The sequence below is a fragment of the Streptosporangium minutum genome (genome assembly GCF_002149035.1).
Taxonomy (GTDB): Bacteria; Actinomycetota; Actinomycetes; order Streptosporangiales; family Streptosporangiaceae; genus Streptosporangium; species Streptosporangium minutum.
Genome location: NZ_NGFP01000257.1, coordinates 1 through 13,207, shown reverse-complemented (window position 1 = coordinate 13,207; position 13,207 = coordinate 1). Strand labels below are relative to the sequence as shown.

Here is a 13,207-nt window from a genome sequence, read left to right as displayed (position 1 = left end):
GCTCGGCCCTGCCCGACCCCGGCCCGGCCGACTCCCACGACCCCGGCACCGGAGGTCTCGACCACCTGACCTCCGTCGCCGAGGCCGCGCTCGCCGGCCGCGCCTCCGCCCGGCTGGAGGAGCTGCTCACCGCCGACGGCGAGTGGGTCTCCGCCCGCCGCCTGCTGGCCGATCTCGTCTCGGCCGACCTGCGCCCGGAGTCCCCCTACCGGCTGCGCTGGTCCGACTCCCTCACCGCGGCCCCCGACGCCGAGCCCGCCTGGCTGTCCCACGGCTACCTGGAGAGGACGGGCCATGACGCCTGAGCAGGCACACGCGCGGGCCAGGGCGACCGGCCCGCTCCCGCTCGGCGCCGGTGAGCCCGCCCCCCGGGGCATGGTCCGGCTGGCGCACGGCGACGGGACGGGCCTGGCGCTGCCGGCCTGGCCGGACGGGGCGACCCCGTCGCTCCTGGAGGAATACCAGGTCGCACCGGTGAACGTGGAACGATCCGGGGAGACCCGGCGGGTGCTGGCCGCGGCGCTGAAGTGCTGCTGGAGCGATCTGGGCGCCGATCCGTGGCCGGGCGTCCCCGCGCCGGTGGAGGACGTGCTGTCGGCCTACCGTGCCCTGATCGGCCGCGGCGACGACCTCATGCGCAATTGGGCGGTCGGCGCGCTGCGCCGCCTGCACGACTCGGCCTGGCTGACGGTGGAGGACGGCGTCGTACGGCTCGGCCCCCGCTGCGCCTGCTGGCCCCCCGAGTCCCACGCCCAGCTCAGGGAGTTGATGCGCCGGCTGCCCACCGGCGACGAGGGGTTCACCGGGCTGGAGGTGCTCCCGGCGGCCGAAAGCTCCCCCGCCGAGACGGCCGCCGGCGTCGCGGTTCCCGAGGGCGTGGACGAGGATCTGCTCGGCCCGTTCGACGAGCGGCGCCGGGCCGAGATCGTGGCGGCGTTCATGGCGGTGGAGCACGCCGCCGAGCCGGTCCACGAGGCGCGTCTGCCCGCGCTGCGCGACCCGGTGCTCCGCCGTGCTCTCACGGAGATGCTGCAACGGCGCGGTCGCGTCCTGATCCAGGACCGCGAGACGTGGACCTCGGGCTACGCCCCCGAGGTGACCGCCGTGACGGGCACCACGGTGGGCGAGGCCGAGCGGGCGGTGCTGGTGCTCGTGCTGATCCATTCGGTGGCGATCCCCCGGGCCGACGGCCTGCTGCCCGCCGACAGCTGGCTGTCGCCGTTCCCCGCTCAGGTCGAGGAGCTGCGGCGGCACACCAGGCTCCCCATCGGGGAGCTGGAGGCCGCGCTCCGGACCCTGCGCCACGCGGGTCTGGTGAGCCAGGTCAAGGCGGGCGAGGAGGCGGGGGGATACACCCCGGGCCCGCAGTTCCACCGACTGACCCCGCAGGCCAGACGGGGCCTGCAGGAAGAGCTGATCCTCGCCGCGGGGCCGCACACCCCGCTGGCGGCGGCAGTGAGAGCGAACCGCCGATGAACGGAGAGACGGGGTTGACCGAACAGCCTGGCCAGGCCGCGAAGGGCCCGCGGAAGCGCGGAGCAGCCGCGGCCCGGGCCGCCGAGAGCGCGGAGCGGGCACACTCGAGCCAGGCGGGACCGGCCGATCCGCCGGGCCCTGCGGGGAGGAGCGCACGCGGGAGCGGGCCGGCCCCGGCCCAGGCCGCCGAGGCCGCGCGGCCGGGGCACGGGAGCCAGGCGAGCCTGGTGCCCGTGGAGGTCCGGGCCGGCGCTCCGAGCGAGAACGTGGTCGGGGACCGCGTGCTGATCGCCGTGCAGGCGGTCAACATCTCCCGGCTGTCGACCCATCCGGTGCCGGTCGTGCCGGGCACGCTGATCGTGGTCGCGGGCGCGGGGCCGAAGGACTCCAACGGCGCCGGCAAGTCCTCGTTCATCGCGATGATCACCGCGTTGCTCGGTGACGAGCAGTGGCGTTTCGCCTCCGGCGCCAAGTCGGTCTCGGAGCTGCTGTTCAACGCCGAGCTCGCCGCCGGTGGCGGCGGCAGGTCGTGGGCCAGCGCCGACCACGGCTACATCGTGGGCGTCTTCGCCGGGGCCCACTCCGTGGACGACGCGGTGACGGTATGGCTACGGGTCAACCAGGAGGCGCCGCACCTGGAGATCAGGTGGATCCAGGGGGTGCGCGTGGCGGCGGCCGCCTCGGAGGCGGAGCGGGTGGCGCGGGCCGACGAGGTGTGGGCGACGCTGCCCCGCTCGGCGGGACGCCGCGACGTGGTGGCGCGCGACCTGACCAGGTTCCTCTACGGCGACCGGGTCAGGTGCGTGTCGTTCCTGTCCACCTCGGTGCGGAGCAAGGTCGCCACGAACCTGCTCTCCCAGCCGCTCAACGAGATCTCCCCGGAGCGGGTCTTCGAGGCGATCGCCGCGCTGACCGGGCTGGACGCCGAGCTCGACCAGGAGCGGGAGGCCCGGCGCGACGAGCACGTCAAGCGGGTGCGGGCGGCGCGGGCCGTGGAGCTGCTCAAGGAGTTCGAGGACGAGTCGCGGACGTTGCTGGAGACCTTCGACCGGCGCGACCGGGCCCGGGTACGGCTGGCGGACGCGCTGCGCTGCTGGCGGGGGCGGCTGGCCCGCAGGCTCGCCGACGCGGCGCGGCGGGACGAGTCGCTCGCCGGTGACCTGGAGCGCTCGCGCGCGGCGGGCGAGCGCGCGGCTGAGGCGATCGGCATGGTCAGGGCGGAGATCGCCACGCTCAAGGACGACACGATGGAGCGCGCCCTGGCCGAGGCCCGCAGGGAGCTGTCCGCCCTGCAGTCCCGCACGGCCAAGCTGGATGCCGACCGGGCCGTGGCGGAGAACGCGGTGGACGAGCTGCGCGGCCGGATCCCCGGGCTGGAGGAGCTGCGGCGGCTGGCCGACGGCCGCGACGTGGAGACCGCCGACGCCGAGCTGGTCCAGGCCAGACTCCGGCTCAACGAGGCGCTGAAGGCGCTGGGCGTGGCCGACCGGGAGGTCGAGGGGGCCGGGGCCGCCCTCGACGACGCCGAGGGCGGCCCGGCGGCGGCCCAGCTCAACGCGCTCACCGAGGCCGGCGTCGGGGCGACCGGCCTGCTCGACGCGATCGACGTGGCCGAGCATGCCCGCGACGACGAGACGGCGTCCGGCCCCGCGGGGCGGGAGGCGGCGGCCCTGGGGGCTCGCGGGTGGCCTCAGGAGCACGCGGTGATCGTGGACGCGGCCGATCTGGAGGCCGCGGCGCGGGCTCTGCGGGCACTGCCCGGGTCGGTGCTGGTCAGCGCGGCGGGCGTCACCGTCGTGGGCTCGTTCGAGGCGGTGGCCACCGGCCGGGAGGCTCGCATCAAGGCCGCCGAGCAGCGGCTGCATCGGGCACGGGACACGCAGGAGACGGCCGCCGGAGCCGTACGGGTCGCCGAGGACGGGGTGGCCGAGGCGGGCCGGCGGCTGGAGGGCGCCCGGGCCGCCGTGCAGCTGGCCGACATCGAGCGGCGGCTGGCCGAGCGGCGGGCCACGCTCGCCGAGCTGGCCGGGGCGCTGGCCGAGGTCGGCCCGAAGGTGGGCGAGGCCGAGCGGCGGGCGAGCACGCTGGACTTCCGCGCCCGGACCAGGAACATGGAGGTCGAGCGTCTGGAGGGCCGCCGGGCCCGGCACGAGGCCGACCGGGACCAGGCCAGGGACCAGGCGGCGAAGATCACCGCGGACCGTGACGCGCTGGGGATGGACGCGCTGGCCGGGGAGTGGGGCGGCACGGTCGACGGGGCGCGCGAGTGGCTGGAGGCGCTGAGCGAGCAGGAGCGCCCGCTGACGGCCGAGGAGTGGTGGCGGGCCGCGGAGCGGCTGCTCGACGAGGCGCTGCGCGACACCTTCCCGGGCGAGGACGAGGAGATGCCCGAGGAGCTGCGCTTCCTGGTCAGGCAGCGTGGCGAGCCCGGCGCCGGGCGCACGGCGCGCGAGCAGGCGACGTTCCCCGGCGTCTGCGCGGCCCTGTCGTCCTATCTGCGCGGCCAGGAGGAGTACGAACGGCACCAGCGCCGCCAGATCGAGTCCCAGATCGCCACCCGGCAGTGGGACCTGACCGCCTCGGCCAAGGGCGCCGAGGAGGCCGCCCAGTCCACCGCCGTGCACCGGGCCGCGCTGACCGCGGCGATCAAGGCGCGGCTGACCCGGGTCGCCGAGGAGTTCGAGAAGCTGGACACCTCCTACGGCGGCTACGGCGCGACGCTGGAGTTCCCGGTGCCGCCCGCGCCCGCCGACCCGGAGCAGCGCTGGGCGTGGCGGGTCACGCCCAAGTGGCGCCGGGGCGAGGGACAGGGCTTCGTGCCGTACAACCGGCGGGCCAACACGGCGCTGATGGACGAGAAGGCGGTGAAGCTGGTCTGCGCTGCGGCGATCGCGTCCTCCGGCGGCGGCCACCTGTGCCTGGTCCTGGACGAGCTGGGCCGCAACCTCGGCAAGGAGCACCGCAGGGAGGCCGTGGCGCTGTTCCGGCGGATCGGCGAGACCTACGGGATCACGGTGATCGGCGCGCTCCAGGACGACATGGAGCCCTACGCGGTCGACGCCTGCGGGCAGTACGTCAAGCTGCGCCGTTCCTCCGACGCCATGCCGTACAACGAGCCACCGGTGATCATCGGTCATGACCGCCACGCTGAGCGCGTGCGTGTCCTCGCCTCCGCGGTGAGCCGATAACCTCGGCAGGGATTGGCTCAGGAAAGGTCGGGAGGTTCGGTGTCGGCGTCGCCTCTGGAGCAGACCCCGGCCCAGCACGACCTCTACCGGTCCATGGCGCTGGCCCTGCGGGTGGGCGAGCTGCTGCTCGGCAGCGGGGAGGGCACCGAGACGGTCTCCGGCAGCATGCGCAGGATCACCAACGCCTACGGCGTGCCGCACTGTGAGGCCGACGTCAACCTGTCGGCCATCACGCTGTCGCACGTCCCCTCGGACGGCGGCGCGCCGGTCACCGCCGAGCGCCGGGTCCGCCGTCGCCTGCCCGACTACGACCGGCTGATCGCGGTCCACGACATGGTCAGGGAGGCCTCCGGCGGGTCGTTGCCGCTCGACGACGCCGAGATCCGGCTGAGGGAGATCACCCGGCGCGTGCCGGTCTACCCGAACTGGTTCCTGATCACGGCGCTCGCGCTGATCGCCTCCTCGGCGAGCATCCTGGTCGGCGGCGGCGTGCTCGTCGCGGTGGCCGCGTTCGCCGCCACCGTGCTGGGCGACCGGGCCGGCGCCTGGCTGGCCCGGCGGGGCGTGGCGGAGTTCTTCCAGCTCGCGGTGGCGGCGATGCTCGGCTCGCTGGTCGCGGTGCTGATGATCTGGATCGACGCGCCGGTGCAGGCCTCGGCCGTGGTGGTCGGCGCGGTCGTCGCGCTGCTGCCCGGACGTCCCATGGTGGCCTGCGTGCAGGACGGCATCGCCGGTGAGTACGTCACGGCGACCGGCCGGCTGTTCGAGATCTTCTTCATGCTGACCGCGATCATCTCCGGGATCGGCGTCACGCTCTACGCGGCGGTCCGTCTCGGCGTGCCGCTGAGCGTGGAGAACGTGCCCGCCGCCCCCCTGGTGATCAGACCCGAGCAGCTGCTGGGCGCCGTCGGCCTGACGCTGTCGTTCGCCGTCGCCCTGCTGGTGCCGCCCCGCCACCTGATCCCCGCGGCGATCGGCGGGGGGATCGTCTGGGTGGTCTTCGTGCAGCTCCACATCTGGCAGGTCCCCGTCATCCTGGCGACGGCCGTCTCGGCGGCGGTCGTCGGCCTGTTCGGCAGCGCCTACGCCAGGCGCGCCCGGGTGCCGTCGATGGTGGTCACGATCCCGGCGATCGGCTCGCTGCTGCCCGGCACCGCGCTCTACCGGGGCATGCTCGAAGCCAGCCTCAGCCACGCGGACGAGGGGCTGGCCAGCCTGCTGCAGGCCTTGTCGACCGCTCTCGCCCTGGGTGCCGGGGTCATCCTCGGCGCGGAGGTGCTGCGCGCGGTCACCGGCTCCGACCTGACCAGGCGGGTACGCCGGCCGTCCGGCCGGCGCAGGCCGTTCATCACCCGTCCGGCCGCCCGCCGCACCCGCGGCTTCTGAAGAGTTGAAGGCCGGCCGGACCTTCCGCTATCGCCCGGTGACGTCGAGCTCGGCGTACATCCCCCTGGCGTAGTGATCGGGGAAGTTGCATACCAGCTCGTAACGGCCGGGGCGCAGCGTCAGCGTGATCCAGCCCTTGGAGTCCGGGGCGATGCCTTCCCCCTTGCCCGCGGCGCAGTCATGTGACGCCTCTCCCAGGCTGTCCGCCTCGTCGACGCGCTGGTCGGAGCCCGGCTCCCGCTGTCCGACGGTCTGCCCTGACGGAAGTGGCAGCACCAGGACCTCATGAGCGAGGGCCCCCGTGTTGGCCACCCGCAGCGACACGGTCCCCGCCGGGACTGTGGCGGGGGTGACGGACAGGCGCATCCTCGTGTCCTGCGGTCCGGGGCCGCCGCTCATCATCCTCGATCCGGTGTCGGCCAGAGTCACATCCACCACGTGACCCGGCAGTGACGGTACGGTGCACTCCGGCCGGTGCTGTGCCTCCGTCGCCGTCGTCACGCCCATCGCCGCCGGTTCACCGACGACGACCGCGGCCAGCATGACCGCGGTCACCATCCCGGCAAACCGTGCATCGTGCGTCCGCATCGGCCCCACCCCCGCAACTACGCGAGCCGTGCCCCTGCCCACCCGTCTCCCGCGGACGAGTCCGCGCTCGATCGGCGAGTCCTATCCTTCAGCGTACGACCAGTCCGATGACCGTGACCAGCTGAGGCGGGTCCCCGTGGTCCTGGAGAGATTTCCAACGGATCTGCCTGACCTGCGGTGACAGGGCCAGGATCAGGGCGTGGGGATGTACGTGACAGCAGTCCCCTGTCCGATGGAACAGCCCTCCGGGTGCGGGGCGCCCAGACGCTCCGGTGGTGACGGCGCAGGAAACAACGGACATGCGGGTCAGCGGTCCGCCTTCCAAGCCGTGCCCGAAGGCCCTTATGGGGACTCCGAGATGCACGGGATCTTTTCTTGACCTCTCGTGCCGGTGGCCGTCACCGATCGCGCGTCCGCAGGCCGTCCGCCACCAGGTCGAGGAGGCGGTCGGCCTCGTTCCCGCCGTGCTCGCCCGCCCAGGCGATCGCGTTGACCAGCTTGATGAGGTCGGCGCCGGTGAGGTCCGGGCGGATGGCGCCCGCGCTCTGGGCGTGGGCGAGCAGCCGGTCTCCGCTGTTCTGCAGCGTCTCGCACGAGCCGTACAGTTCGGAGCCCGGATCATCGATGCTGCTCATCAGCGCCGCGGCCAGGCCCCGGTAGGTGGTGGCGTGCGCCATCAGATGGCGCAGCCATTCCAGGAGGGCCTCCTCGGGAGACGGAGACTCCAGCAGCTCGCGGGCCTGAGCGTCGAGCGTGACGACGCCGTCGTGGAGCACCGCCTCGATCAGTGCGCGCCGGGTGGGGAAATGCCGGTAGAGGGTGCCGATGCCCACTTCCGCCGAGCGGGCGATGTCCTCCAGCGACGCCTCGGTGCCGTTCCCGGCGAAGGCGTCCCTGGCCGCGGTGAGCAGCCGTTCGTAGTTGCGGCGCGCGTCGGCGCGCATGGGGCGCTGGGTGGTCGTCACCACGGCTCCTTGCTGATCGGAGACCCCTCCGTACACATAGCGGAGTAAACCTCCGAAAGGCTATCGCGCGGACGCCGCGCCGCGCCGCCGGGCCGCCGCCGACCGGCGACAACGGCTGGGACCAGGTCCGCGGCTCGATCGACACGTACGGGATCACGCACACCGCTCCGGGAGGGCTGAGGCCTCCCGGAGCGAGCCCTGCCGGATGAACGGGGGCTGCCGGGCCTGTTTTCCGCAGGTGCGACATCCTCACAGGTCAGATGCCATGCAGGATCCGACTCTGCACCTAGTCGTCCCAGGTCGGTGGGGTTTACGTGCGGAAGCGGGGTCAGGTGACCGTGGACAGGGTGGAGCCGTGGCGTTCCTTGCGGACGCGCAGTTGCGCGGGGACGCGGGTGCGCAGCTCGGCGACGTGGCTGACGATGCCGACGGCCCGGCCGCCGTCGCGCAGGCCGTCGAGGATGTCGAGCACCCCGTCGAGGGTGTCCTCGTCCAGGGTGCCGAACCCCTCGTCGACGAAGAGCGTGCCGAGCTCCACTCCCCCCGCCTCGGCGGTGACCACGTCGGCCAGGCCGAGGGCGAGTGCCAGCGAGGTGACGAAGCTCTCGCCGCCGGACAGGGTGGCCGGATCGCGGTCCACCCCGGTCCAGCCGTCCAGGATCCGCAGGCCGAGCCCTCCGCCCGATCTGCTCCGGTCGCCCGCCGAACGGCTGAGATTGTGTTCGAGGAGGTAGCGCCCGCCCGACATGTGGTCGAGCCGCTCGTTGGCCGACTCGACCACCTGGCGCAGGCGCTCGCCGAGCACGTAGGACGACAGCCTCATGTTCCACTGGTTGTCGGTGGAGTTTCCCCCCGTCAGGGCCGCAAGCCGGTCGGCGAGGCGGTGCCGTTCCTCGGCGGGCAGCCAGCGTTCCCGGCACTCGGCCAGCTCGGCGCGGAGGGCGGTCAGCCGGGCCCGGCGGGTCTCGGCCTGGTGCCGGGCGGAGAGCAGGCCGGCGTGGGCGGCGTCGGCGGTGTCCCGCGCGCTCTGCAGAGCGTCGAGGTCGGGCTCGTCCTCGGCCGCGGCGGCGATCAGCTCCGGATCGGCCAGCACCGCGGCGACCGCGGCGCGCTCCTTGTCGAGCTCCCGGAGCCGTTCGGCCTTCTCCTCCTGCTCGGCGGGAGGGCGGGCCGCCGCGCGGGCGTCGTCGGGCCCGAGGAATCCCGCCTCGGCGACGGCGGCCTCGGCCCGGTCCCGGGCCGCCGCCAGCTCGGTGGCGGTGATCCGCTCCTCCCGGGTGGCCTCGACCGCCTCCTTGAGCAGCTCGGCCTCGTCCGCGAGCCGCTCCAGCCTGGCGGCCAGGGTCGCGTCCTCGCCCCGGGCCTCGTCGATGCGCGCGGTCAGCCGCTCGGCCTCGGCGGTGAGCCTGTCCACGTCCGTACGGCAGGCGGCCAGCGTGACCGCGAGCTCGCGCGAACGCTCCTCCAGCTCTCCCTGCTCGGCCGCGATCCGGCCGGCCTCGGCCACCAGCGCCGGCTCGGCTCCGGCCGACTCGCGCAGCCGGGCCAGGGCGAGCTCGGCCTCCCGCAGCTCGCGCGCCGCGAACTCCAGGGAGAGATCGGTCCTCTCGCTCGCCTCGCGGTGACCGGCCGCCAGATCGGCGGTGCGGACGGCCGCGGTGAGGGCGGCGGCGAAAAGGGCCGCCTCCCCGGTGAGGCGGTCGCGGCGGGCCTGGACGGTGGGGTCGGCGCCACGGGCCTCGTCCAGGCGCCCGGCCAGCCGGTCGCGCTCGGCCAGCCATCCGGCCTGGCGGGTACGGCCCTCGGCCAGCAGCCGGGCCGTCTCCGCGGCCCGTGCCCGCACGCCTTCCAGCTCGGCCGCGACGCGGTCCGCCTCCGCGCTGAGCGCCGCCTCGGTGCCGGCGGCGGCGGTCAGGGCCGCCAGCTCCCGCCCTGCCTCGGCGAGGGCCTCCTCCGCGTGGTCGGCGCCCAGCTCGCCGGCGACGGCGAGCGCCTCCTCCAGCCGCGAGGCCAGGGCCGCGACGGCGCTCTCGGCGGTCCGGCGCCGGTCCGTGGCGATGTCGTAGGCGCTCTGGGCGGCGCGCTCGTCCTCGGCGGTGGGCGCCGCGTCGGCGGAGGCGGCCGGGGCCGGGTGGTCGGGTGAGCCGCAGACCGCGCAGGGCTCGCCCGGGGTGAGCTTGAGGGCGAGCTCGGCGGCCATGCCGTCGATCCTGGCCTGACGGAGGTCCAGGTGGCGGTCGCGGAGACGCTGGGCGTGGTCGGTGGCCTCGGCCTGGGCCGCGCGCGCGGACTCCAGCTCGACGCGGAGGGCGTCGCGCCGCCGGGCGGCGTCGAGGCCGGCGGCGGCGGCGTCCGCGCCCGCCTGGGCTGCGGGGATCCTGGCCGCCTGCGCCCTGACCGCCGCCAGCCGCGCCGAGGCGTCCGCCAGCGCGGCGGGCAGTGTCTCCTGGGCCTCGCGGAGCGCGGACTCCTGTCGGGCCGCCTCGCGCAGCTCGACGTCGAGCGCGGCGAGCAGCCCGGCCAGCTCGGCGAGCCGGGCCTCGTCGGCGCGCAGCCCCTCCAGCCCGRCGCTCTCCTCCCTGCGCTCGCGTTCCCGGGAGGCCAGCAGCTCGCGGACCTCGGCGTCTTCCAGGACGGCGGGCACGCCGCCGTCCGCGAAGGCGGGCAGGGCGCTGAGCCTGGCCGCCAGGTCGTGGCGGGCGGCGGCCAGCGCGGCGGCGAGGCCGTCGCGGTGCTCGGCGGCCCGCAGGCGGACGGCCGCGTCCTCCCCGGCGGACTCGGCGGCCGGGATGCGGGCGGCGTCCAGGCGGGCGGCCGTGAGGCGGGCGTCCACGTCGCGGCGGAGCCCGGGAAGGACCGCCAAGCGGGCGTCGGTCGCGGCCTGCGCGGCGGTCAGCTCGGTGATCTCACGGCCGGACTCCTCCCGGTCCTGGAGGATCTTCGCCAGGCGTGACTCCTCGGCGCGCAGCTCGCCCAGCCGGGTGATCTCGCGGTGCCGGTCGCGCTCCAGCGCGGCCAGATGGTCCGGAGTGGTGTCGCGGCCGTCACGGAGGAGGGGAAGGGCACGGGCGACGGCGTCGGCGGCCAGCCGGTGGGCCTTGGCCGCCGCCTCGGCCCGCTGCTCGGCGGCCTGGATCAGAGGCAGCACCCGGTCGGCCCGGGCCGCCTCCGCCAGGATGGTCTCCAGATCCGCCCGCTCCTCGGCGCTCTCCTCAAGCACCCGGCTCCGCGTCAGCGCCTCGGCGTGACGGCGGCGCCGCTCGGCCAGCGCGGCGCCGTGCTCCAGCCTCGCGCGTGCCTGCCGTACCGCCTCCTCGCCCTCGCCGTGGCCCCGGCTCATCCGGGCGACCGCCTCGGCGGCCAGCTCCTCCAGCGTCCGGGCCCACTCCAGCGGATCGTCCTCCGCGGAGACCGCCACCGCGGAGGGCCCGGCGTCGTCGGAGGGGAGCTCGGACAGCCCTGCCGCTCCGGCCTCCGCGGCTCCGGCCAGGGACGCGAGGAGGTCGGGACCCGCGGCCTCCTCCAGGCGCTTGACCGCGAAGTCCACCTCCTTGCGGAGGGCCTGCTGCTCGCGGTGGGCCTCGGTCCGCTTGTCGGCGAGCCAGGACTCGGCGGCGGCGTAGATCCTGACGGAGAAGAGGCGTTCGAGGACCTTGCGGCGGTCCTCGCCGTCGGCGCGCAGGAACTTCGCGAAATCCCCCTGGGGCAACATCGCGACCTGGAAGAACTGCTCGGCGTTCATGCCCAGCAGGGTGCCGATGAGCTCTCCGGCCTCGTCGACCCGCGTGGTCAGCCCGGTCCACTCCCCCGAAGGCGTGAGCTCCTGCAGCAGGGCCTTCTCGTTCTCCCTCGTGGTGCCGGTCCCCCTGAGCTTGGGGCGCTGCCAGGCCGGCGATCGGGTGATCTTCAGCCGCCGGCCCCTGATCGTGACCTCCAGCGCCACGCTGGGCCCCCGGCCCGGGGGCGCGTGGTCGCAGCGCAGGCTCTTGGCACTGTCGCGCTTGCCCGGCACCCTGCCGTACAGGGCGTAGCAGAGCGCGTCCAGCACGGTGGTCTTGCCCGCGCCAGTGGGGCCGTGGATGAGGAACAGCCCGGCCTCGGCGAGGGCGTCGAAGTCGACCTCCTCCTCACCGGGGAAGGAGCCGAACGCGCTGATCCACAGACGGTGCGGGCGCATCTACGCCATCGCCTCCTTGGTACGGCAGGCCTCGACGGCCTCCTGGATCAACCGGGTCTCCTCGGCGTCGGCGGGCTCGCCGCGCACCTCCCGGACGAAGTCGAGGGCGACCTCGATCTCGGGACGCCCGGCCAGCTTCGGCCGCGCCGCGGTCTCCCGGACGCCGCCCTCGGGTTCGAAGGAGAGGGTGAGGGTGTGCTCGAAACGGGACCTGAGCCGCTCCATGGCGCTCCTGGGCCGGATCGGGTCGGTGAGCGTCACCTGCAGCCAGTGGTCCTCGTAGGGGGCGTGCTCGGCGGAGGTCAGCAGGTCGTCGAGACGGCCGCGGAGCCGGTGGACCGACCGGGGCACCGGCGCCTCGACGAACTCTGCGGCCACCTGCCCGCCGGGAGCGAGGTCCACCAGCCAGGAGCCCTTCAACTGGCCGGCCTCGGAGAAGGAGTAGGCGATCGGGGATCCGGAGTAGCGGACGGTCTCGCTCATCCTCTGGCGTCCGTGGAGATGGCCCAGCGCCACGTAGTCGACGCCGTCGAAGGCCGAGACCGGGACGTGGGCGACCCCGCCGACGCTGATGTCGCGCTCGCTGTCGCTGGCCTGCCCCCCGGTCACGAACGCGTGGGCGAGGACGACCGACCGGGGGCCCCGGCGGCCGAGGTCGGCGCGGATCAGGGACATGGCGTGGCCGATCGCGGCGGTGTGGGTGCGCTCGGGCAGCTCCCAGGGCCCGCGCACCAGCTCGGGCTCAAGATAGGGGATGCCGTAGAAGGCCACGTCGTCGATCATCACGGGCTCGCCCACCCGCGCCGCGTCGGTGCGCAGGTGGACGCCCGCGGCGTCGATCAGGTCGGCGCCGAAGCCGAGGCGGCGCGCCGAGTCGTGGTTGCCGCTGATCAGCACGGTCCGGACCCGTTCGGCGACCAGCCGCCGCAGGACCTGGTTGCACAGGTCCACCGCGTCGACCGAGGGCAGCGCCCGGTCGTAGACGTCGCCGGAGACGACGACCACGTCGACCCGTTCCGCCCTGACCGTCTCGATCAGGTGGTCGACGAAGACCCCCTGGGCGGCCAGGAGGCTCTCACGATGGAACGAACGGCCCAGATGCCAGTCCGATGTGTGCAGCACGCGCATGTCGCTTGAAGCTAACAGGCCTCAGCCGCAAATGCGTCCACTCTGACCACACCGCTCCCGTCATCTGTCATGCGATCGCGAGGGTGAGTAGGCTTGTTGATCAGAGGGAACGATACCGGCATACGGTCCTCACGGAGGCGGGCGACGATCGGGGAGCGGATCGGCATGCAGGTTGGCCGGGGCGTTTTGAGCGTGGCCGCGGGCTTGATCCTGGTGGCTCTCGCGACAGTGGGCTACGCCCTGCCGCCGCCGTTCGATCCGCCGCCGCTGAGCGTCGATCCGGTCTTCCAGACCCTGCC

The 13,207-nt window shown here is 74.6% G+C and carries 7 protein-coding genes and 1 pseudogene; 4 read left to right on the top strand and 4 right to left on the bottom strand.

The annotated features are described in order from the left end of the window. From CA984_RS36485 to CA984_RS36470, 4 genes and pseudogenes are all read left to right on the top strand, one after another. A pseudogene (locus CA984_RS36485) lies at positions 1–305 on the top strand (hypothetical protein); the annotation flags it as partial. Continuing rightward, a complete protein-coding gene (locus tag CA984_RS36480; RefSeq protein WP_086577962.1) occupies positions 295–1,476 on the top strand; it encodes a hypothetical protein in 1,182 nt (393 codons plus the stop codon). The pseudogene CA984_RS36485 and the gene CA984_RS36480, both read left to right, overlap by 11 nt. A 233-nt stretch (positions 1,477–1,709) precedes the next feature. Next, positions 1,710–4,664 carry a coiled-coil domain-containing protein gene (locus tag CA984_RS36475; RefSeq protein WP_242676371.1) on the top strand — a complete coding sequence of 985 codons (2,955 nt, stop codon included), beginning with the start codon at positions 1,710–1,712 and terminating at the stop codon, positions 4,662–4,664. Between the two features lie 39 nt (positions 4,665–4,703). Beyond that, entirely contained in the window at positions 4,704–6,050 is a 1,347-nt protein-coding gene (locus tag CA984_RS36470) for a threonine/serine exporter family protein (RefSeq protein ID WP_086577960.1), read from the top strand. A 27-nt stretch (positions 6,051–6,077) separates the two neighbouring features. On the opposite strand, the gene CA984_RS36465 is transcribed toward CA984_RS36470, so the two are convergent. From CA984_RS36465 to CA984_RS36450, 4 genes are all read right to left on the bottom strand, one after another. Beyond that, a complete protein-coding gene (locus CA984_RS36465; RefSeq protein WP_207621169.1) occupies positions 6,078–6,638 on the bottom strand; it encodes a cupredoxin domain-containing protein in 561 nt (186 codons plus the stop codon). Between the two features lie 398 nt (positions 6,639–7,036). After that, entirely contained in the window at positions 7,037–7,603 is a 567-nt protein-coding gene (locus tag CA984_RS36460; RefSeq protein WP_207621168.1) for a TetR/AcrR family transcriptional regulator, read from the bottom strand. A 328-nt stretch (positions 7,604–7,931) separates the two neighbouring features. Further along, the gene (locus tag CA984_RS36455) at positions 7,932–11,780 is read right to left on the bottom strand and encodes an AAA family ATPase (RefSeq protein WP_086577959.1); all 3,849 of its coding nucleotides are present in this window, start codon (positions 11,778–11,780) and stop codon (positions 7,932–7,934) included. After that, positions 11,781–12,908, bottom strand: a complete 1,128-nt coding sequence (locus tag CA984_RS36450; protein ID WP_086577958.1) for an exonuclease SbcCD subunit D — start codon at positions 12,906–12,908, stop codon at positions 11,781–11,783. Positions 12,909–13,207 lie beyond the last annotated feature (299 nt).

Coding starts and splice junctions, on each gene's coding strand:
- CA984_RS36480 (WP_086577962.1), top strand. CDS start 295: ATGACGCCTGAGCAGGCACACGCGCGGGCCAGGGCGACCGGCCCGCTC.
- CA984_RS36465 (WP_207621169.1), bottom strand. CDS start 6,638: ATGCGGACGCACGATGCACGGTTTGCCGGGATGGTGACCGCGGTCATG.
- CA984_RS36450 (WP_086577958.1), bottom strand. CDS start 12,908: ATGCGCGTGCTGCACACATCGGACTGGCATCTGGGCCGTTCGTTCCAT.